This is a genomic window from Celeribacter marinus (assembly GCF_001308265.1).
Lineage (GTDB): Bacteria > Pseudomonadota > Alphaproteobacteria > Rhodobacterales > Rhodobacteraceae > Celeribacter > Celeribacter marinus.
In genome coordinates this window covers 2183428-2205341 of record NZ_CP012023.1, presented here as the reverse complement: position 1 = coordinate 2205341, position 21914 = coordinate 2183428, and the positions used below count along the sequence as shown (strand labels likewise).

The window sequence follows — 21914 nt, the reverse complement described above, 5'->3', positions numbered from 1 at the left end:
GCCCACGGGGCAATTTGGCGGTATTGCACGGCGCATGACACAAAGATTCTCATTTTCCCTCGCCGCCACAGATGGCAAAGCCCGCACGGGCGTTATTTCCACGCCGCGCGGTGACATTCGCACGCCCGCCTTTATGCCCGTGGGCACGGCCGCAACGGTTAAGGCGATGATGCCCGAAAGTGTGGCGGCCACGGGGGCCGACATCTTGCTTGGCAATACCTACCACCTCATGCTGCGCCCCACGGCGGAACGCATTGACCGGCTGGGCGGGCTGCATAAGTTCATGAACTGGGACAAGCCGATCCTGACGGACAGCGGCGGGTTTCAGGTGATGAGCCTCGCGGAGCTGCGCAAGCTGACCGAAAAGGGCGTGACGTTCCGCTCCCATATCGATGGCTCCAAGCACGAATTGACGCCCGAGCGGTCGATGGAAATCCAGCGCTTGCTTGGCTCCGATATTGTGATGGCGTTCGACGAATGCCCCGCACTGCCCGCCGACCGTGCGCGGATCACCGAAAGCATGCGCCTGTCGATGCGGTGGGCCGAGCGGTCGCGCGAGGCCTTTGGCGACCGTCCGGGTCACGCGCTGTTCGGCATTCAGCAAGGCGGTTTGGAACAAGACTTGCGGGGCGAAAGCGCCGAGGCGCTGACCAAAATCGGGTTCGAGGGCTACGCCATCGGCGGTTTGGCCGTGGGCGAGGGACAAGAGGCGATGTTCGATTGTCTGGACTACGCGCCCGATCAATTGCCGCAAGACAAGCCGCGCTATTTGATGGGCGTGGGCAAACCCGACGACATCGTGGGCGCGGTCAAACGCGGCGTCGACATGATGGATTGCGTGTTGCCCTCGCGCTCTGGCCGTACGGGTCAGGCATTCACGCGCCGTGGTGTGGTCAATATCAAAAACGCCCGTCACGCGGATGATCCGCGTCCTCTGGACGAGGCCTGCACCTGTCCGGCGTGCTCCAAATATTCGCGCGCCTATCTGCACCATGTGTTCCGCGCAGGCGAGATGATTTCGGGGATGCTGCTGACGTGGCACAACCTGCATTATTACCAAGAGATCATGCAAGGGATGCGCGATGCCATTGCGGCGGGCACGTTTGCGGCGTGGGAAAAACAGTTCCACGATACCCGCGCACTTGGCGATATCGAGCCTGTTTAGAGCGACCTGTCGCCAAACGGGCGGCGTTGTTTGATCCAGTCGAGCACGTTGTAGACCCACGGGCGGGGGCGAATGCGGTATCTGCGGCGCTTGGCTGTCGCACGTGGTATCTCGGTGCGCACAGGCACTGGGTCAATCGGTGTCGGGATAGATGGAAGGGCCGATGCACTGGCCGCAAGCAACGCCTCCAATTGTGCCTGACTGACGCCGGCGGGCGGGGTCCATGCCTCTTGGGTCAGCGCCGTGCGCCACGCCTGTGTGTCAGGGCTATACCCGCGCGCGGCGGCAAAGGACGCGGACAGATCAATCCATTGGTTCAGCACCGCCAAACGCGCCTCGGGTGCAATGGCGCTCAGTGTCGGATCCCCATCGGGAGCGGTTGCGAAGTATCCGCGCAAGGTGCGTTTTCGAGTGTGAATATCGCCTTGCAACATATTGACCAAGCGTAGAAAATCAGTGCTTTCACGGCTAAAGCTGGTGTAGCGCGGGGCAGCTTGCGCGGGACACTCCGTCACGGGATCTATGGGTAATCCGGCAAGTGCGCAAAACGCGGGCCATATCCCGCCACCGTTGCGCGCGGCGTCGAAATCGCCCAGTTGAACCGCCCGTCCGGTTGCCGCCTCAAACGGGGCAAGTTGTGCGGGAAGATCGCAAAGGGCCGTCCCGAAGTCGACGAGAAATTCAGCGTAACTGCGCGCGCCCATGGCCCGCCCGCCCGCCACCCATTCGCGGTAAAACGATTCCGCATAGCGCGTGGGGTCGCGTTGAAAGGCCACCACATCCACGGTGCCAAAGCCGCTAAATCTGTGCATGAGCGCGTCTATCATGGCCGTGCGCTCATACGCTGTGGGCATGCTCATGTTTTCACATGATATAAAAACGGTATGTGTTTTAGCGCTGCGAATTTCGTCCCACAACGCGTCCCAAATGCGTTCATCGCCGCTGCGCAAGGCCGCCAACAGTCCTTGATGACCGGGCATCGCGCCTTGGCGCATGTCATCATGATCGTCTGTCACAAGCCCTGTTTTCGGGACTAAAATGCCGTGGGTTTTGAGTGTTGCGTGATGTGCAATCAACTGATGCTGAAGATAGGTCGATCCGGTTTTGTGCTGACCGATATGTATGACAAGGCGTTTGGCGGCAAACTTGGGCGCGACTGGCATAGGCGGCGCCGAGGGGGGTGCGCGCCGCGCAAGGATCTGGTGGGCTTCGCTGAAATTGCCCGTGCGCAATGCGCTGTGCAGCTCGAAAAAGTCGACACGCCGAATGTGTCCACGCTTTGTGCGCATTCCGACACGCGATGTGCGGCGCACCATGGCATCGTCAAACACCGAGTTGCCAAAGCTATCCTCCCCCAAAAGGGTGGCGACCCGCGCCCCCAACGCAACATAGGCCTCATCAGCGTGCGGATCGGCCAGCGCGTCGATAATGTCCATATCCCAAATCAATCGCGAGACGGTGTTGAACAGTTCCCGCTTTTCATACCGTTTGGGCAAGGTGCGTTCCGCTACACGTGCGCGCACCAAGGCCATGCATTTCTCGATCAACTGCACTTGGAGGGTATGGGTATCGATCCCTTCCGAGGTGGTCGAAATTGATCCTGCGCGCCGCCGCCAAACCCGCACAGGCGCACCCAAATACGCGATGGAGCCGGCGCGCGTGACGCAGGCGAGAACAAACAACCGGTCCTCGAATTTGCGCTGCTCGGTGTCGAATGTCAGATCGAACTCATCCAAAAAGGCACGGCTATAAAGGCTCGACCATGAGGACACGATGAATTGCGCCTCTTCGCCGCCCCTTAGGCCCCGCGTTACGCGTTGGGTCATGTGGAGCTGTTGATCACGGGGAAGGATTTGGGTTTCAACGCTGCCAGCACGGCCCAGATAGCAACAGGCGTGCACAATGTCGGCGCGGGTTTGCATGGCATAGGCCAATTGGTGTTCTAATCCGCGCGTGGTGTAATAATCATCTGCGTCAAGAAACCCGATATAGGTGCCACGTGCGATCGCCAGCCCGCTATTGCGCGCCGCCGATAGGCCGCTGTTTTGCGTGTGATGCACCACTGTGACATCGAAACCGTCGGTCAATCGCTCGAGATCGCGCGCATCGAACACCTCAGGATTGTCATTGATGACGATGATCTCGATATCGTCGATACGCTGTGCTTTGACGGATGCGAGGGCCGCGTGCAAAAACGCGGTTTCATCGTAAAACGGGATAATGATGGAGACTGAGGGCCCCAACAGGCTCGGGTTTAAAGACGCGTCCATAAGCCCACCGCGCTGCGGTTATAGGCTTTCGTGGTGCGCGTCGTCGTCGCCCCAATGACCAAAGCCGCGCCACGCAAAGTGTCCGCTTTGGCTATGTCCGTGACCTGTCCAGCGCGGAAACTGATCATCGTCGTCATCATCCGATGTGTCGTGATCGGGTTCAAACGTAAAAAATGAGGCGGGAAGAAGCGACAGCAATGCAAACAAAAATGACATGGATACCCCCAAACAGCAGGCGTGGAACACACGCTGCGCGGGTCCATAATGATCAAAAGATCACACTTCGTCAACTTTAGTTTTCAATTGGTTTATGGTGCTTTGTGCGCAAATGTTTGGCGGTCATCGCATGTTTGCACACAATTCCCCTTATCACCTGCATTCATTGAGAATTGAGCAGAAAACGCCCTTGCGAAGGGCGGCGCGGACAGGCACAATTCTTTGCAAATTCGATACTGGTCATGGTTGAAATATCAGGCTCGCCCCCCAGATATAGCAGACAATGACGGAAGAGATCCAAGATTGCCGCCGAAGTGGGATCGGGTCTTTTTGCCAAGATTTAAGGATATAAAAATGAACGCGCAGACTCAAACGTACCCTGTTCTTCCCCTTCGTGACATTGTGGTCTTTCCCCATATGGTGGTGCCGCTGTTCGTCGGGCGCGACAAGTCCGTCAAGGCCCTCGAAGAGGTGATGGCGAACGATCAGCAAATCTTGCTGTCCGCCCAGATGGACCCCGCGTTGGATGACCCTGAGGCGGACGCCATTTACCGCACCGGCGTGTTGGCCAATGTGCTACAATTGCTCAAGCTGCCCGATGGCACGGTCAAGGTGTTGGTCGAGGGTCAGACGCGCGTGAAAATCGCCAGTTTCGAGGCGCATGAGCCGTTTTTTCTCGCCAAGATTGAACCTCTCGAAGAGACGCAAGGCGATGAGGCCACCGTGACCGCATTGGTGCGCGCCGTGGCCGAGGAATTCGAACGCTACGCCAAGATCAAAAAGAACATCCCCGAAGAGGCGATGGTGGCCGTGTCCGAGGCGCGTGATAGCGCCAAACTGGCCGATCTCGTCTCGGGGCATTTGGGCGTTGATGTCGAGCAAAAGCAAAAACTGCTCGAAACGCTGTCTATCGAGGAGCGTCTCGAGGCGGTCTACGGCATGATGCAGGGCGAAATGTCCGTGCTGCATGTCGAGAAAAAGATCAAAACCCGCGTTAAATCCCAGATGGAGCGTACGCAGCGCGAGTACTATTTGAATGAGCAAATGAAAGCCATTCAAAAGGAACTTGGCGATGGCGAAGAGGGGGAGGGCGAAGTCGCCGAGCTAGAGGCAAAGATTGCCGCGACCAAGTTCTCCAAAGAGGCCAAGGAAAAGGCCGAAGCGGAGTTGAAAAAGCTCAAGAACATGAGCCCGATGTCGGCCGAGGCCACCGTGGTGCGCAACTACCTTGACTGGATGTTGTCGATCCCGTGGGGCACCAAGTCGCGGATCAAAAAGGATCTGAACCGCGCCGAGGGCATCCTTGATACCGATCACTACGGGTTGGAAAAAGTCAAAGAACGCATTGTGGAATACCTTGCAGTGCAACAGCGCAGCCAGAAACTCAAAGGCCCGATCATGTGCCTTGTGGGGCCTCCTGGTGTGGGTAAAACAAGCTTGGGCAAATCGGTCGCCAAGGCCACGGGGCGCGAGTTCATTCGCATCTCTTTGGGCGGCGTGCGCGATGAGTCCGAGATCCGCGGCCACCGCCGCACCTACATTGGCTCCATGCCCGGTAAGATCATTCAGGCACTCAAAAAGGCCAAAACCACCAACCCGCTTATCTTGCTCGACGAGATCGACAAGATGGGTCAGGATATGCGTGGCGATCCTGCGTCTGCGATGCTCGAAGTGCTTGATCCAGAACAAAACTCCACTTTTGTGGATCACTATATGGAGGTCGAATATGACCTCTCCAACGTGATGTTTTTGACCACATCGAACAGCTACAACATGCCTGGCCCGCTCTTGGACCGCATGGAGATCATTCCGCTGTCGGGCTACACCGAGGACGAGAAATTCGAGATCGCCAAACAGCACTTGATCCCGAAACAGATTAAAAATCACGGGCTGAAAGCGAAAGAGTTTTCGATCGCCGATGACGCCGTGATGGATGTGATCCGGTACTACACCCGCGAGGCGGGGGTCCGCACCCTTGAGCGCGAGTTTGCCAAAATGGCGCGCAAGGCCGTGACCCAATTGGTCAAGAAACAGCTCGAAAGCGTTGCGATTACCGCCCTCAATCTGGAGGAGTATCTCGGCGTTAAGAAATTCCGGCATGGTCTTGCTGAAAAAGAGGATCAAATCGGGGTTGTCACCGGATTGGCCTATACCTCCGTTGGCGGCGATCTGTTGCAGATCGAAGCGCTCAAATTGCCAGGCAAGGGTCGGATGAAAACCACCGGCAAACTGGGCGATGTGATGAAAGAGAGCATCGAGGCGGCAAGCTCCTATGTCCGCTCCATCGCGCCCTCTATCGGGGTGAAGCCGCCGCTGTTCGATACGATGGACATCCACGTCCACGTACCCGATGGCGCAACGCCAAAAGATGGCCCCTCTGCGGGTCTGGCGATGGTCACAACCATCGTGTCTGTGCTCACGCAAATTCCCGTGCGCAAGGATATCGCGATGACGGGTGAGGTTAGCCTGCGCGGCAATGCCACGGCGATTGGTGGCCTCAAGGAGAAACTGCTCGCCGCACTGCGCGGTGGCATCACCACGGTTCTGATCCCTGAGGAAAACGTCAAAGACCTCGCGGATATTCCTGAGAACGTCAAAGCGGGATTGGAGATCATCCCCGTGAGCCACGTCTCCGAAGTGCTCAAATTGGCGCTAGTGCGTCAACCCGAGCCTGTGGAATGGGATGACGCCGCCGAAGAGGCCGCACGATTGGCCAAAGTGACGTCAAGCAACCCTGCGCAAGGTGCGGTTGCTCACTAACGCCGCAAATGTTCGAAAAATGAAAGGGCATCCAGTTTGGGTGCCCTTTTTATTTGGACTTTGAGCGAATGCGCGGACCGCGATGTTCGATTTGTGCAACTTTGGGCGGGGTGGCTCCGGTGAGACGCGCGCTTTTTTGTCCCATTTACGGCGCGCAGTTATGGTTTGTTGGAAACCCTTTAGTTTGTGCGCGTTGCGCTCTATAGTGAAGCTATCGTTTTTCTCTAGTGAGACATGGATCATGGCCAAGAGCCCGACAAAGACCCCCGCCGACACATCTGCGCCGAAAAAAACCGCAGCTACCAAAACCGCTGTTGCCAAATCGGCAGCGGCCAAGGCGGCAAAACCCACGGTCGTTGCCGCCAGCGCGGTCGACATTCCCGTGCCTGCCGTTGTTACGGAATTGGCCAAAAAGGATTTTCTGGACCGCGTGACGGAGACGTCCGGTGCCAAGCGCGGGACCGCAAAGAAAATTGTGGACGCCGTGTTGATGGAGTTGGGGGATGCGCTTCAGCGGGGCGAAAACGTGAACTTGCCGCCACTGGGCAAAGTGTCCATCAACCGCCTCAAAGAAGCGCCCAACGCGCATGTGGTGATTGCCAAAATTCGCCGATCAAAATTGATGGTGGAGGCCTCAAAAATGCCAGACACGCCGTCTGAAGTCGAGGGTGATACGGACGATTGATTTCTGGGGTTTATGACTTGCATCACCAAACCCGTGGCGCTAGAAACCGCGCCACGGCGGGTGATTAGCTCAGTGGTAGAGCGCTTCGTTCACATCGAAGATGTCAGGAGTTCAAATCTCTTATCACCCACCATTTTTCCGAGTGCCACCATTTTTCCGCGTGAGGGTCCAGATGTCCCCACCGCTACAGGTTAGGGAAGATCGCGTTCTACGTACCCGAGCGACTCTGAGGCTTCGCGCCCCAAGTCCATGATCATTTCTGCAATTTCGTCTTTCTTGTCCTCGTTGAAACGAAAGAGCGGGAAGGCGATCGACATCGCTGCAATAGGGCGACCAAGGTGGTCAAAAATTGGCACGGCCATGCACCGCACCCCCGCTTCGCTCTCTTCGATTTCCTCAGCATACCCGCGTATTTTCGTGGCCGCGAGGTCCGCGAGAAACTTGTCTTTATCGGTGATGGTTTGCGGCGCGGACGGGGTAAATGACATGGCTGCGACACGTTCGGCGATTTCCTTTGGATCGCGCCACGCCAACAAAGCCTTGCCCAAAGATGTGGAATGTAGCGGGTTGCGTTTGCCCAAAGTTGACTGCATCGAGAGGGTGTAGTGGCTGTTGTATTTGTGGGTGTAGACCACTTTTTGTTCGATGTTGTCCATCACGCCTAGGTTGATGGACTCGCCTGTCAGACGCGAGAGTTTTGCCATCACCCGATCCGCCGCCCATAAAAGGTCCGAGCGGTCCTGAATGGAGCGCGCACCGAGACTAAACAGTTTCAGTGTGAGCCCGTAGCGTTCGGTATCCTCGTCACGCTCAACGTATCCAAGTTCGATCATCGTGTTGAGCAATCGGTGGGCTGTGGCCTTTGACGTCATCGCGCGTCCGGCCAGATCGGCAAGCGAGGCGCGGCGATCTTCGACCAGTGATTCGAGGACGGCAAAGACCTTGAGAACCGCGGCTACGTTTTCCGTTTTATGTTCTGAATTCGCCACTTACAGGCACCTCTTTTTTCGGAACGTGGTTTTGAAAAAAATTCAACGGCTCGATGGATTTCATCCTATTTACACTTAACATACTGAAATACCAATAATAAAATTCTGACATACTAGATTAAAAATATGTTGATTTATGATGGCGCTTGTGTCCAAACTAAATTGAAATGCGATTTCAAAAAATAGAGACACACAAGGATCCGATCACATGCACCCGCTCCTCCGTCAAAGAAATCATGTTGTGAGCCGTGCTGATGTGTGTGGGTTGATCGACCGTTTGGCCGACAATCTGATCAACATTTGCGACGAGACAGGTGAGTTTATTCTCAAGCTAGAGGATGGTCGCGAGATCGACACCAAAGGGTGGGCGGGGTGGGAGTGGACCCACGGCATCGGGCTCTACGGGCTGTTGAAATACTATGAGCAAACCCGCAACGCGACCGCCAAAGCGATCATTGACGGGTGGTTTTCGGACCGTCTGGCCGAGGGAACTCCGACGAAAAATATCAACACAATGGCGCCGTTTTTGACCCTTGCGTGCCTGTATGAGCAGCAAGGCAATATGGAATGGCGACCCTATCTCGAAGAGTGGGCGCAGTGGGTGATGCACACCATGCTACGCGTTCAGGAGGGCGGGCTACAACACATCACCTACAATAGCGTCAATCCAGGCCAGATGTGGGATGATACGTTGATGATGAGCGTTCTGCCTTTGGCCAAAATAGGCCAAGTACTCGGGCGGCCAGAGTATATCGAAGAGGCGAAATTCCAGTTCCTCACGCATATTCAATACCTCATGGACACCAAAACGGGGCTTTGGTTTCACGGCTGGACATTTGAAGGTCATCACAACTTTGCCGATGCACTTTGGGCGCGAGGCAACAGTTGGGTGACGATCGCGATCCCTGAATTCGTCGACATGATCGGCCTCAAAGAGGGGGATCCGATCCGCGCACATTTGCTCTCGACCTTGCGCCGTCAGGCGGAGGCGCTCAAGCAAATGCAAGATCCCGAGACGGGGTTGTGGCACACGCTTTTGGACGATCCTACCAGTTACGTCGAAGCATCGGCCACGGCGGGGTTTGCCTATGGTTTGCTCAAGGCGGTGCGTCTGCGTTACCTCGACGAAAGCTTTGCGCCAGTGGCGGAGAAAGCCATCGCGGGCGTGATCGATAACATCAATGATGCAGGCGAATTGCTCAACGTGTCCTTTGGCACGGCGATGGGCCACGATTTTGAATTCTACAAAGAGATACCGCGCACCTCGATGCCATATGGGCAAGCGATGGCCATGCTGTGTCTGTCCGAATACCTCAGAACCTACATCTGAGGGACAAAAAACGACCCTGCGGGCAAACGTGGGGCGCTTCAATCCAATGAGACACGTCCGGCAGACCGCCGGTTCCAAGGGAGGACTACCACATGACAAAGATGACACGGCGCCAAGCGCTAGGAACGATTGGTGCGGCGGCTGCCGCGGCGACGTTACCCGCAATGCCCGCCCTCGCGGCGGATCGCTCTATCCGCCATTTCTGGTGGGGGAACCCAGAACGCGACAGACGGACCTTTGACGTGATCGACGTGTTCCAAAAGGCGCATTCCGGCATCGAAGTGTCTGGCGAGACCATTGGTTGGGGCGACTACTGGACCAAAATGGCCACGCAAACTGCGGGCAAGAACATGGCGGATCTGGTGCAGATGGACTACCGTTTCTTGTTCGAATACGTGCGCCGTGGCGCGCTTCTGCCGCTCGATGAACACATTGGCAACGGTCTTGACCTGTCCAACTTTGACAAAGGCCCACTGTCTGGCGGCATGGTCGATGGCAAACTTTACGCGCTCAACATTGGCTCTAACAGTCAGGTTGTTCCCTACAATGCGCGTTTGTTTGACGAGGCCGGTATCGATGCGGATGTGATCAACTGGACCCACGAAGAGTTTGCGGCAGTCTGTGAACAGATCACGTCCAAAACGGGCGTCAAAGGGTCGGACGATAACTCGCTCATGATCGAAAGCATGGAAGCATGGGCGCGTCAGAACGGTCGCGATTTCTATGATGCGGACGGCAACGTATCCGCCACCGCCGAAGACGTGGCCGGCTATTGGCAGTATTGGGCAGATTTACGTGATGCGGGCGTTGTCACCGACAAGAACATGACGGTGATCCTTGATAAGCCGATGTCAGAGAGCGGTATCGTCACAGGGGCCTCTGCTATGTCGCTGTACTGGTCCAACCAACTCGTGGCGGTTCAGAGTTTGATGTCCGACCCCATTGGCGCGGCCATGGTGGCGCACAAAACAGGTGGCGGTTACGGCCAGTTTATCAAGCCATCCATGTTCATGTCGCTCACCCGCGATGCAAAGGACGTGGAGGCCGCGATCATGTACATGAACGACTGGATCAATGCGCCCGACGCGACCTCTATCATCGGCCTTGAGCGCGGCATTCCGGCCAACCCGGACGTGCGTGCAGCCCTTGCGCCAAGCTTCACGCCTGCCGAAAAGCTTTCGGTTGACTACTTCAACGCCATTCAGGACAAAGTTGGCCCGCTGCCGCTGCCCGCTCCCAAAGGGGCAGGTGAGGTACGTGACAACTTTATGCGCACAGGCACCGAAGTTGTGCTTGGCAATATGGATGTCAAAGAGGCGGCTGCGTTGTTTATCGACGATGCTCAGTCGATCGTGGACCGCGCGCGCTAAAACGCGTTTTCCCCACGGTCTTGTGAAATCAGGTATTGGTCCCAATCCATTGGGGCCAATATTTTCCCAACGCAAAGTCATACCAATGAAAAAATTCTTCGCACGCAATGCGCCCGGATATGTCTTTTTGACCCCATGGTTCATCGGCTTCTTTTTCTTGGCACTTGGCCCGATTTTAGCCTCTCTCTACTTGTCTTTTACCCGCTACGATATGGTTGCAGACCCGCGTTGGGTCGGCCTTGATAACTACGCTTACATGTTCGAGAAAGACCGGCGGTTCTGGAAGGCTTTAGAGGTCACATTTACCTATGTCGCACTTGCCGTGCCCGCCCGTCTGATAATGGCGCTTGGTGTCGCCATGCTGCTCGACAAGGGATTGCGCACCATTGGGCTATACCGAGCGATTTTCTATCTTCCCTCACTGCTTGGCTCGTCCATTGCGATCGCCATCTTGTGGCGGCAATTGTTTTCCGCAGACGGGGTGGTCAACCAAGTTCTCGCCAATTTCGGCATTCAGGGGGCGGCGTGGATTTCCAACCCCGACACCTCGCTCTACACGCTTGTGGTGCTGGCCATGTGGCAATTCGGGTCGCCGATGCTGATCTTTTTGGCCGGTCTGCGCGGCATTCCGCGCGATCTCTATGAGGCGGCCGAGATCGACGGTACGTCAAAGCGGCGTCAGTTTTTTCGTATCACCTTGCCGCTTTTGGCACCTGTGATTTTCTTCAACCTCGTGCTGCAAACGATCGAAGCGTTCAAAACGTTCTCGTCTGCGTTCATCATCTCGAACGGCACGGGCGCGCCCGCTGACAGCCTATTGTTCTACACGGTCTATTTGTTCAACGAAGCATTCAAATTCTTCCGCATGGGCTACGCCTCCGCGCTGGCGTGGGTGCTGCTTCTCATCATCGGTTTCTTTACGGCCGTGTCTTTCTTTACCTCCAAATACTGGGTGCATTATGAAAACGAACGCGACTGATCCGTCCGGCGCATCCGATGTGACGCCAGAGATGATCCGTACGGCGCAGATCGCCCATGATCTTCGCGTCGCGCAACAAAAACGCAACCGTCGTGCGCGCATCTACAAGCACCTCTTTCTCATCGCGATGTCAGTGGTGATGCTTTACCCGTTGTTCTGGCTGGTGGCCGCATCGCTCAAGCCCGAGAACGAGATTTTCAACACGTTGTCGTTGTGGCCATCCGAGTTCAATTGGGACAACTACACCAAAGGGTGGGAGGCGTTGCCCAAGTCGTTCACGATCTTCTACACCAACTCGACCATCGTCACGGTCTTTTCCGTGATCGGGAACCTGTTGTCGTGTTCCTTCGCGGCCTACGCGTTTGCACGGCTGCAATTTACCGGCAAAAACTTGATGTTTGCGTTGATGATGATGACGTTGATGATCCCGTATCATGTCGTTTTGATCCCGCAGTATGTGTTGTTTTTGAACCTCGGGTGGGTGGATACCTACCTGCCGTTGATCGTGCCGCGTTTTCTGGCTTCTGATGCATTTTTCATCTTTTTGATGGTGCAATTCTTTCGCCAGTTGCCACGTGAACTGGATGAGGCGGCGATGATCGACGGCTGCTCGCCCTACAAAATCTACTGGGTTATTATCCTGCCTTTGTCGCTCCCTGCGATGGGGACGGCCGCGATTTTCTCGCTGATTTGGGTGTGGGAGGATTTCCTCGCTCCGCTGATCTATCTCAATGATATCAAATCCTACACGGTGCCGCTCGCGTTGCGCCTGTTCCTCGACCAAGAGGGCCAATCGGCCTTTGGACAGATGTTTGCAATGTCGGTGCTCTCGCTTGTGCCCGTCATCGTGTTCTTCGTCGCTTTCCAAAAACTCATCGTGCGCGGTATCGCGACCTCCGGAATGAAATAAGGACCCTTTTCAATGGCTGGTTTGACACTACGAAACGTTCGCAAAACCTACGGTAATGTGACGGTGATGAAGGGGCTGGACCTCGACATTGTTGACGGTGAGTTTCTCGTCCTTGTCGGCCCGTCCGGCTGCGGTAAATCCACACTTTTGCGGATGATTGCGGGGCTCGAAGATATCTCCGATGGCACCGTGGCAATCGACGACACCATCGTTAATGATCTGCCCGCGTCCAAACGCGAGTTGGCCATGGTGTTCCAGTCCTACGCTCTCTATCCGCATATGTCGGTGCGCAAAAACCTCGCGTTCGGCTTGCAGAATATGAAGCTGCCCAAGGCCGAAATTTCAAAGCGCGTGGATGAGGTGGCGAAGGTGCTGCAAATCGAGCCCTTGATGGACCGCAAACCGCGTCAGTTGTCGGGTGGTCAAAAACAGCGTGTCGCCATTGGTCGCTCTATCGTGCGCGAACCAAAGCTGTTCTTGTTTGATGAACCTCTTTCGAATTTGGACGCCGAATTGCGCGTTCAGATGCGTGTCGAGCTTGCCTCCCTGTATACCAAGCTCGGCACCACCATGATCTATGTAACCCATGACCAAGTTGAAGCCATGACCATGGCCTCGCGCATTGTTGTGTTACGCGGCGGTAAAATCGAACAGGTCGGCACCCCGCAAGAGTTATATACCCGCCCTGAGAACCTGTTTGTTGCGGGCTTCATCGGCTCGCCCAAGATTAACATGTTCGATGCTCAAGCCACCAAAGGCGCGAAGGGCATTCACATCTCTATGGCGGATTTTGCTGATTTCGAGATCGACGGGTTGGAACGTACAGTCGACAATGTGACGGTGTGCATTCGCCCCGAAGGGTTCATGATTGACGGTGGCGCGGTCCGTGTCGAGGCTACAATTGATCTTGTTGAATACCTTGGGTCGGAGATTTTGCTCCACACCCATTTGTCGTCGGGCGCGACCGTATTGCTTCAAACGAGCGGAAAAGATGACTACGCAAGGGGCCACAAAATCACCTTTGGATTTGATCCCTCGGACGTGCATGTGTTCGACCATGATGGCGACCGCGTACCCTATATTGGTGAGGAGGCGTTAGCATGAAACTTGCCATCGTCGGGTGCGGATCGCGCCATTCGATGTTCCGTGACAGCGTCTCACAGGACTATCCCGATCAGCATGAGATCGTCGCTATGTGCGACAACAATCCCCACCGCTTGGACCTCGCCGCACAGGCCGCAGCGCGCGCAGGGACCAATGGGATTGCCACATATGACGCAAGCGCCTTCGACGCGATGATCGCAGAGCAAAAGCCGGATACGGTGGTGATCACCACGCCTGACTTTTTGCATGCCGACTATATCGTACGCGCGTTTGAGGCGGGGTGTGATGTGATCTGTGAAAAGCCGATGACGATTGATTTGTCGTCGCTCAAACAGATCACCGAGGCACAAAAGCGCACGGGACGCCAAGTGCGTGTGACCTTTAACTACCGCTATTCTCCGGCCCGAACACAGATCAAGGATATATTGGCCTCTGGCACCATCGGGGAAGTCACGGCTGTTGATTTCCGCTGGCACCTCGACCGTGTACATGGAGCTGATTATTTTCGGCGTTGGCACCGTCAAAAGGAAAATTCGGGCGGGCTTTTGGTGCATAAATCCACCCACCACTTTGACCTGTTGAATTGGTGGCTGGGGTCAACGCCAACCAAAGTTACCGCGACGGGGCGCCGTGCATTTTACCGCCCACAAACGGCGATAGACATGGGGCTTGAGGCGCGCGGTCCACGCTGTGCCACGTGCAAAGTGGCCAACAAATGCGATTTTGAATTGAACTTGGACGAGGACGCCGCATTGCGCGCGCTCTACCGTGAGGCCGAACATGAGGACGGCTATTTTCGTGATCTGTGCGTGTTCGATGAGGACATCGGCATTGAGGATACGATGCAGGCGCATATCACCTATGGGTCGGGGGCCACAGCCAATTATACGCTGACCGCCTATTCCCCGTGGGAAGGGCTTGAGATCAGGTTCCAAGGGACAAGGGGCGAGTTGATCCATAAGCATGTGGAGGTGCACGGTGTTTTTGGGGGCGAACGGGCGCATGCGGGCAAAGAGGCGGTCTGGACCGAGGTGCACCTCGCGGGCAAAGCGCCCGAACAGATTGAGGTGCCTGTGGCGGAGGGCCACCATGGCGGGGCTGATCCTGTCATGCTCGGCTACATTTTCGACCCCGATAACATGGAACCCGACCGCTATAACCGCGCCTCTGACCATGTGGCGGGTGGGTGGTCGATCTTGACAGGGATCGCCGCAAACTTGTCGATTGAAACAGGCGCTACGGTGGATGTGCAGACGATGCTCGATACCCGTGGCATTACTTTAGAATAAGGCTCCTTTCATGTCGACAACGCGCTCAAACGTGGCCCTGATCGGGTGTGGTATGGTGGCGTCAGCCTATGTGGAAAGCTTTGCCAACCTGTCGGGATCGTTACGCCTGTCAGGTGTTTTGGCGTCTCGGCCAGCCAATTCTGCGGCGTTTTTGGCCAAGCATGGCGCTGCGTTCTCGGGCGCGCAGGCTTACGCCGATATGGACGCGCTTCTTTCCGATGAACCTGATTTTGCCGTGATCATCACACCGCCCAACGTGCGCGCGCCGTATGTTGCGGCGTTGGCTGATGCGGGTATTCCGATTTTGATGGAGAAACCTGTTGAGCGCACGCTGAACGCGGCCCGCAAATTGGTTGATATCTGTGCGCATGCCCGTGTTTCGCTTGGGATTGTGCTCCAACACCGCGTCCGCCCGTCCGCCCAAAAGTTGCGCGCCCTTTTGGCTGAGCACGATTTTGGCTCGCTGCGATTGGTTGAAATTTCCGTGCCTTGGTGGCGTGGGCAGGGCTATTACGATGAGCCGGGCCGCGGTAGTTTGGCGCGCGATGGCGGCGGAGTTTTGATCTCTCAGGCCATTCATACCCTTGATTTGGCGTTGCAATTTACCGGTCCTGTTGACGCCGTGACGGCTATGTGCCGCACAACACGGTTTCACGACATGGAAACCGAAGATTTCGTGACGGCAGGTTTGATGTTTGAAAACGGTGCCGTGGGCAGTCTGATTGCCTCAACGGCGAGTTACCCCGGCCGCACCGAAGAGATCATTTTGCACTACGCCAACGCCTCGGTCACGCTGCGCTCCGCTGAGTTGGTGGTTGCGTGGCAAAGCGGCGAAACCCAAGTGTTCGGTTCCGCGCAATCGACAGGGGCAGGGGGCGACCCAATGGCCTTTACCAGCGCGTGGCACCAAGCGGTGATTGCGGATTTCATCGCCTGTATCGACAGCGGCGCGACCCCTGTGGCGAGCGGGGCAAGCGCGCTTGATGGGCATGCGTTGATCGAGGCAATTATCAATTCCGGTGCCCAAGGGCGCACCGTATCTGTTGACAAAGGATACTGACATGAGCGTTGGACACGGATTGAAGCTTGCGGCCATTGGCATTGATCACGGGCATATTTTCGGCATGTTGGGCAATATGCTCAAAGAGGGCTGCACTGCGGCGCAGTGGTGGACCGCCGATGATTGGGCGCTTCCCGAAAAGTTCCAAGAGACATACCCAGATCTGGAGCGGGTGGCTGATCGCCGCACGATCCTTGATGATCCTGATGTCGATATGGTCCTGATCGCGGCCGTGCCCGAAGATCGCGCAGCACTTGCGATTGAGGCCATGCGGGCGGGCAAAGACGTGATGGTCGACAAGCCCGGGTGCACAACCCTCGAACACCTCGCACAGATCAAAGCTGTTGTCGCCGAAACGGGTCGCATCTGGACGGTCAACTTTTCGGAACGGTTCCAAGTGCCCTGCGTGGCCAAGGCGGAGGAATTGGTGCGTGCGGGTGGAATCGGCACCGTGATCCAGACCATCGGCATGGGGCCGCACAAACAAAACCTGTCGACGCGCCCCGCGTGGTTTTTTGAACGCAATCGGTATGGCGGTATTTTAACTGACATCGCCTCGCATCAGGTCGATCAGTTTTTACATTTCACGGGGTCCACGGATGTGCAGATCAAACACGCCCAGGTCGCCAACAAGACTTTGCCAGAGCATCCCGGAATGCAGGATTTTGGCGAGTTGGTTTTACAAGGAGACAAAGGCCACGGATATATCCGCGTCGATTGGTTCACCCCCAAGGGCCTGCCGATGTGGGGCGATGGCCGCCTGACGATCATGGGCAGTGACGGGTATATCGAGCTGCGCAAATACATCGATCTGGCGAATGGCAACAAAGGCGATCAATTGCTGATCGCCAATGGTGAGGGCGCGCAGGTGATTGATTGTCGTGAAATGGGGTTGCCGTATTTCGCCCGCATCTGTGCCGATATCCATAACCGGTCACAAACCGCCGTGACGCAGGATCACACGTTTCGCACGATGGACATTACCATCCGCGCACAGATGCAGGCCGAAGGGGTGCAAGTATGAAAAAGGTAAATGTGGCGATTATTGGCGCAGGCATTGGCTACAAACATTACATTGCCTACCGCGCGTTGCCGGATCTCTACACGGTGACGGCGGTGTGCGATATGAATACAGCACGCGCTGCCGCATTCATTGAGGACGACAGTGGCGTTGAAATCACGAGCGATTTCGAGGCCGTTTTGGCCAATCCCGAAATTGAGTTGATCGACATTTGTCTGCCCCCGCATTTGCATTTCGATTTTACCGCGCGGGCCATGCGGGCGGGTAAGGATGTGATTTGCGAAAAGCCGTTGTCCAATTCCGTCGCCGATGTGGATCGCTTGATCGCCATTAGCAAGGAGACGGGGCGCACCGTCTACCCTGTCTTTCAGTATCGGTTTGGCAACGGGATTGCGCGGCTGCGCGCGTTGATTGACAGCGGGTTGGCGGGGCGGGCCTATGTGGCGGCTATGGAAACCCATTGGAACCGTGATGCGGATTATTACGCCGTGGATTGGCGTGGCACATGGAAGGGCGAGCAGGGCGGCGTTATCTTGGGCCATGCCATTCACATGCATGATTTATTATCGTTTATTCTCGGGCCCGTTGACTCGGTGTTTGCCCGTCTGGATACGCGCGTGAACGACATCGAAGTCGAGGATTGCGGCGCGCTGTCCATTCAGATGTCATCGGGCGCATTGGCGACAAGTTCGGTCACGCTTGGCGCGGGCAATGACACCAGTCGGCTGCGCTTTTGCTTTGAGGGGGTAACCGCAGAGAGCGGATCGCGCCCCTATGCCCCCGCCGAGGACAACTGGACATTTGTGGCGCGCGCACCTGTGACCCAAGGCCAGATTGATGCGGTTATCGCCGCGACACCCGACCAATCGGGTGGACAAGTCGGGTTCTCTCTTCAGGTTTACAACGCCATGCGCGGGCTTGAATCGGAGGTCGTCAATATTGACGAGGCGCGCCGTTCCATCGAATTCGTCAGTGCCGTCTATCAGTCATCGCGCACAGGCGCACCGGTCCATCTGCCCCTTAACGTTGGCGATAGTACCTATGACGGCTGGGAACCCGCACCCGTCTAAGACGGACGATGAATTGACGCGCCACGCATGGCGCCGAGATCACCGCACTCTGGGTGCCGTGTGCTATCGTTGGTCGAGAAACGTGTAGGCCTCTAGGATTGTGGTCGTCAGCGTGTCCAAAAATCCGGGCGTGGTAACGTCTATCAGGCTGGCGGGTGTGTCTGTCTCGGCTGCGTCAGGGTCTGGCGCGGCGAGTAGGGGGCTTTGTGCGGCGAGCAGCTCGCGGTAGCTGGCCCCTTTTGCGTGCTTGAGGACATTGACCGCCAGATAACATGTGTGCAACCGCGCAGCGAGATCCGTGTGCCCCGCGTCCAACAACACCGCTTTGAGTTTGCGTGAAAACGGGCCGCGTTTGAAATGATGCTGCATACGCGCCTCGAACACCGTAAACAGATCAACCGCGATGTGTTCCAGTGCGCCAACCGCAACACCACGGGCCTCTTCGGTTTGAGGCGATGCCTGCTCGGTCGTGAGGGCGGCAATGCGATCTAGGTGGATCTTTGCATCGTCCTTGGCTGCGCGAACGAGTTCAGGAATGCTTTGTGGTGCTGACATGTTTTCTCTCCAAAAGATTCCCCCTCTTTAAGCTATGCAACCGAAAAAGATAGGGTTGAGATAGGGGGGGACGCATGGCCAGTTCACGTGCAAGCCCCGTGATTTCACTAAAAGGCGCCGCAAATGCCTATCGCGCGTCATCTGTGCCTTTGCGCCAAACAAATGGGGGTGACAATCAACGGCAAACGAATAACAATTATGGTTGTCACGAGTTTTGCAAATGGTTGAGCATGGATATTACACTCATAAAAACATTTATCGAAGTCGCGAACACCGGTTCCTTTGTTGCCGCATGTGATCGTCTTTATGTCACGCAATCGGCGGTGAGCCTGCGTATTCAACGCCTTGAGGACAGTTTGGGCCACGCGGTGTTTATGCGCTCCAAAGCGGGTGCGGTTTTAACCCCCGCAGGTGAGCAGTTTTGGCACTATGCCTTGAGTCTCGTTAAGATATGGGAAGAGGCGCGCCAACAGATCGCGATCCCCGAAGGCTTCACCAAATCACTGTCGATTGGCGCGCAATACTCGCTTTGGCCGCGCCTTGGCTTTCGGTGGATCGATGCCTTGCAAAATGACATGCCGGATTTGAGCATCCGCACAGAATTGGGGATGGCCGACCGGATGACACGGTATTTGATTGAGGGCGTTATACAGGCGGCCTTGGTCTACACCCCACAATTGCGCCCCGGCCTTGTGGCGGAAAAGGCATTGGAGGACGAGCTTGTTCTGGTCGCCTCTTATCCAGACGCCGATGTCAACGGCCCTGAGGGGTATGTGTTTGTCGATTGGGGCCCTGAATTCACGCATGCGCACGCCACGGCCCTGCCTCATCTGACGAATGCGGGGCTAAAGTTTCATCTGGGCGCGCTGGCGGCGGACTATATTATGAACCGGCGGGCCTCGGCGTATCTGCCTGCGCGCGCGGTGAAGCGTCGTGTGGACGCAGGAAATTTGCACATTGTGGCGGATGCGCCGCGGTTTGAATATCCGTCTTGGGTGGTTTGGCGCGACGATGTTGATCCCGATCTTGCCCTGCGCGCCAAAGCCGCGTTGAAGAGGGTCGTCCAAGCGGCTGAAATCGAACAGGAAACAGATGTGGGCCATATCGAGAATATGGAAGACTACGACACTGGCGGCGTCCTCTAAATTACAAATTTAAAATACTCGTTTAAACCATGAGTAATACGAATTTCACTCACGACATCGGGGTTTCTATACCAGTCCCAGCAGAGATGATCAGAGCTTTGGCAATGGTGCTGAAGATCTGGCCTCGCAACTTGGGAAAGGACTAACCCATGAAAAAGACATACACATTGGTGGCCGCGTCTGCAGTTGCCGCCCTTATTGCCGCTCCGACATTCGCGCAAAGCAAGCTGAGCGGCGTTCAGGCGCTTAACGATAAGATCGATGACATCACAACGGCTGCACAAGACGATTTGGATAATGCCAACGACAACGAGCGCTTTGGTCCGAACGGTGTTGTTCAGGGCTGGCGCGGGTCGTTCGCGCTTTCCGCATCGGGCACATCGGGCAACACGGACTCTGGCGAAGTGTCGGGTGCGGGTCGTTTGAGCTACGGCGTTGGCGATTGGAACCACTCGTTTGGTTTTGCTGTTGAATACGGTGAATCCAACGGCACCAAGAGCGAAGAAAAATTCTACGCCACATATGAAGGCAACCGTTACTTTTCCCCCGAAGTGTACGCCTTTGGCCTTGCGCGCGTTGAATACGATGGCTTCTTGACCGATTCCAACGGTGATGCGCTTTCGGGTGATCAAATGGACGCGTTCTTGGGCGCGGGTGCGGGCTACCGCTTCATCAACACCGACAAAACCGCATGGCGTGTTCAGGCCGGCCCTGGTGCGCGCTACGTGAGTGATATCAATGGCGTAAGCGACACCGAGTTCGGCTTCATCGTGTCGTCACGCTACTACTACGCCTTTAGCGATACTGTGTCGTTTACAATGGATACAGATGTGTTGAGTTCGAGCACAAACACCGTTGTCTCCAACGATGCGGGTTTGAACTTTAACATGACCGACACGTTGTCGACACGCGTCAGCTACCGTACGGATTTCGACTCTGATCCTGCGGCGGGCCTGAAATCGACCGACAATACACTCGGCGTCTCACTGGTTCTCAGCTTCTAAGCCACTCAACGGCACTGTGCCACATCGTGCCCTCGTATGTGGTACAGTGATCCGAGAGATCTAAAGCGCCCGCATTTTGTGCGGGCGTTTGCGTGTTTTTAGAAACGCATGTTGACTCGCTGTTATTATTTTAATTATTTATGAAATATGGAATCATTACTCACAGACAGACTCGCCACCCTAAGCCATCCGCAGCGGATGGACGTGTTTCGTCTACTGATGCGGCGCTATCCCGATGAGGTGCCCGCGGGCGAAATTTCACAGGCCCTCGACCTCAAGGCGAGCACAGCATCGGTGTATCTGTCGGCGTTGACGCAAGCGGGCCTTATTTCGCAACGCCGCAATGGCACGCAGATTTTGTATGCGGTCAACCTTACAGCCGCCCAAGAGGTCGTATCTGGGTTGTTCGTTGATTGTTGTCGCGGTCGCGCCGACATTTGCCCGCCACAATTATCTGACCTTCTTCGGAGTGTCTCTCCTATGTCCGATACCAAATTCAATGTTTTGTTCGTCTGCACAGGCAATTCGGCACGCTCGATTTTTGCTGAAACCATTCTGCGCGAAATGGCGGGGGATAGGTTTGTGGCCTATTCGGCAGGTACAGCGCATCGCTCCGATCTCAATCCGATTGCGGTCGAATTGCTACGCGCCAAGGGTCACGATGTGTCGCCGCTCAGGTCGAAAAACGTGGCTGAATTTCAGGCTGCGGATGCGCCGGTTATGGATTTCGTCTTTACCGTCTGTGATCGCGCCGCCAACGAGGAGTGTCCGACATGGGCGGGGCAACCGTTGTCTGGCCACTGGGGTCTGCCCGATCCGGTTAAGGCGCAAGGGACCGAGGCCGAACGGCGTCTTGCGTTTCAACAGACCTACGGGGCGCTGCGCAACCGGATGTTGGCCTTCTCATCTCTTCCCTTCGACCAGCTAGATCGCGGGTCGCTCCAAAAACACGTCGATGATATCGGCAAAACGCCCCTTGAACAGGACTGATC

At 56.0% G+C, this 21914-nt stretch carries 19 protein-coding genes and 1 tRNA gene; 16 read left to right on the top strand and 4 right to left on the bottom strand.

Annotated features, from left to right (window positions below):
- The first annotated feature begins 34 nt into the window (after positions 1 to 34).
- On the top strand, positions 35 to 1165 hold the full coding sequence (tgt, locus tag IMCC12053_RS11035) for a tRNA guanosine(34) transglycosylase Tgt (RefSeq protein ID WP_062219031.1): 1131 nt from the start codon (positions 35 to 37) through the stop codon (positions 1163 to 1165).
- Here the strand turns inward: tgt and IMCC12053_RS11030 are convergent.
- Together IMCC12053_RS11030 and IMCC12053_RS11025 are read right to left on the bottom strand one after the other, a co-directional pair.
- Positions 1162 to 3435, bottom strand: a complete 2274-nt coding sequence (locus IMCC12053_RS11030; RefSeq protein ID WP_062219029.1) for a glycosyltransferase family 2 protein — start codon at positions 3433 to 3435, stop codon at positions 1162 to 1164. The two genes, tgt and IMCC12053_RS11030, sit on opposite strands and share 4 nt — an antisense overlap.
- 18 nt (positions 3436 to 3453) lie before the next feature.
- On the bottom strand, positions 3454 to 3651 hold the full coding sequence (locus IMCC12053_RS11025; protein ID WP_062219027.1) for a hypothetical protein: 198 nt from the start codon (positions 3649 to 3651) through the stop codon (positions 3454 to 3456).
- 354 nt (positions 3652 to 4005) lie between these two features.
- Between IMCC12053_RS11025 and lon the strand changes: the two genes are divergently transcribed.
- From lon to IMCC12053_RS11010, 3 genes are all read left to right on the top strand, one after another.
- Positions 4006 to 6411: an endopeptidase La gene (gene lon / locus IMCC12053_RS11020; RefSeq protein WP_062219024.1), complete on the top strand. Its 2406-nt coding sequence runs from the start codon at positions 4006 to 4008 to the stop codon at positions 6409 to 6411.
- Between the two features lie 241 nt (positions 6412 to 6652).
- Positions 6653 to 7096 carry an HU family DNA-binding protein gene (locus IMCC12053_RS11015; RefSeq protein ID WP_062219022.1) on the top strand — a complete coding sequence of 148 codons (444 nt, stop codon included), beginning with the start codon at positions 6653 to 6655 and terminating at the stop codon, positions 7094 to 7096.
- A 58-nt stretch (positions 7097 to 7154) separates the two neighbouring features.
- Positions 7155 to 7229 (top strand) — tRNA-Val (locus tag IMCC12053_RS11010).
- Positions 7230 to 7287: 58 nt separating this feature from the next.
- Here the strand turns inward: IMCC12053_RS11010 and IMCC12053_RS11005 are convergent.
- Positions 7288 to 8085: an IclR family transcriptional regulator domain-containing protein gene (locus IMCC12053_RS11005; RefSeq protein ID WP_062219020.1), complete on the bottom strand. Its 798-nt coding sequence runs from the start codon at positions 8083 to 8085 to the stop codon at positions 7288 to 7290.
- A gap of 208 nt (positions 8086 to 8293) precedes the next feature.
- Between IMCC12053_RS11005 and bglB the strand changes: the two genes are divergently transcribed.
- The 9 genes from bglB to IMCC12053_RS10960 all read left to right on the top strand — a co-directional run bounded on the left by bglB (position 8294) and on the right by IMCC12053_RS10960 (position 18218).
- The gene (gene bglB / locus IMCC12053_RS11000) at positions 8294 to 9415 is read left to right on the top strand and encodes a beta-galactosidase BglB (protein ID WP_062219018.1); all 1122 of its coding nucleotides are present in this window, start codon (positions 8294 to 8296) and stop codon (positions 9413 to 9415) included.
- A gap of 92 nt (positions 9416 to 9507) precedes the next feature.
- Positions 9508 to 10785, top strand: a complete 1278-nt coding sequence (locus IMCC12053_RS10995; RefSeq protein ID WP_062219016.1) for an ABC transporter substrate-binding protein — start codon at positions 9508 to 9510, stop codon at positions 10783 to 10785.
- An 85-nt stretch (positions 10786 to 10870) separates the two neighbouring features.
- Positions 10871 to 11764: a carbohydrate ABC transporter permease gene (locus tag IMCC12053_RS10990; RefSeq protein ID WP_062221231.1), complete on the top strand. Its 894-nt coding sequence runs from the start codon at positions 10871 to 10873 to the stop codon at positions 11762 to 11764.
- A complete protein-coding gene (locus tag IMCC12053_RS10985; RefSeq protein WP_062219014.1) occupies positions 11745 to 12674 on the top strand; it encodes a carbohydrate ABC transporter permease in 930 nt (309 codons plus the stop codon). The genes IMCC12053_RS10990 and IMCC12053_RS10985 overlap by 20 nt, the downstream gene beginning before the upstream one ends.
- A gap of 12 nt (positions 12675 to 12686) precedes the next feature.
- Positions 12687 to 13778: an ABC transporter ATP-binding protein gene (locus IMCC12053_RS10980; RefSeq protein WP_062219012.1), complete on the top strand. Its 1092-nt coding sequence runs from the start codon at positions 12687 to 12689 to the stop codon at positions 13776 to 13778.
- A complete protein-coding gene (locus tag IMCC12053_RS10975) occupies positions 13775 to 15067 on the top strand; it encodes a Gfo/Idh/MocA family protein (protein WP_062219011.1) in 1293 nt (430 codons plus the stop codon). The genes IMCC12053_RS10980 and IMCC12053_RS10975 overlap by 4 nt, the downstream gene beginning before the upstream one ends.
- Before the next feature lie 10 nt (positions 15068 to 15077).
- Entirely contained in the window at positions 15078 to 16127 is a 1050-nt protein-coding gene (locus tag IMCC12053_RS10970) for a Gfo/Idh/MocA family protein (RefSeq protein WP_062219009.1), read from the top strand.
- 1 nt (position 16128) lies between these two features.
- A complete protein-coding gene (locus IMCC12053_RS10965) occupies positions 16129 to 17151 on the top strand; it encodes a Gfo/Idh/MocA family protein (protein WP_062219007.1) in 1023 nt (340 codons plus the stop codon).
- Positions 17148 to 18218 carry a Gfo/Idh/MocA family protein gene (locus IMCC12053_RS10960; protein ID WP_062219005.1) on the top strand — a complete coding sequence of 357 codons (1071 nt, stop codon included), beginning with the start codon at positions 17148 to 17150 and terminating at the stop codon, positions 18216 to 18218. The genes IMCC12053_RS10965 and IMCC12053_RS10960 overlap by 4 nt, the downstream gene beginning before the upstream one ends.
- 63 nt (positions 18219 to 18281) lie before the next feature.
- Here the strand turns inward: IMCC12053_RS10960 and IMCC12053_RS10955 are convergent, their stop codons facing one another.
- Positions 18282 to 18773, bottom strand: coding sequence for a hypothetical protein (locus IMCC12053_RS10955; RefSeq protein WP_062219003.1), 492 nt, complete (start codon positions 18771 to 18773; stop codon positions 18282 to 18284).
- 230 nt (positions 18774 to 19003) lie between these two features.
- Here IMCC12053_RS10955 and IMCC12053_RS10950 point away from each other — a divergent pair, with 230 nt between their 5' ends.
- The 3 genes from IMCC12053_RS10950 to IMCC12053_RS10940 all read left to right on the top strand — a co-directional run bounded on the left by IMCC12053_RS10950 (position 19004) and on the right by IMCC12053_RS10940 (position 21912).
- Positions 19004 to 19918, top strand: coding sequence for a LysR family transcriptional regulator (locus IMCC12053_RS10950; RefSeq protein WP_062221228.1), 915 nt, complete (start codon positions 19004 to 19006; stop codon positions 19916 to 19918).
- A 149-nt stretch (positions 19919 to 20067) separates the two neighbouring features.
- Positions 20068 to 20922 (top strand): DUF481 domain-containing protein, encoded by an 855-nt coding sequence (locus tag IMCC12053_RS10945; RefSeq protein ID WP_062219001.1) that lies wholly within the window; start codon positions 20068 to 20070, stop codon positions 20920 to 20922.
- Between the two features lie 147 nt (positions 20923 to 21069).
- Positions 21070 to 21912, top strand: a complete 843-nt coding sequence (locus IMCC12053_RS10940) for an arsenate reductase/protein-tyrosine-phosphatase family protein (protein ID WP_062218999.1) — start codon at positions 21070 to 21072, stop codon at positions 21910 to 21912.
- Positions 21913 to 21914 lie beyond the last annotated feature (2 nt).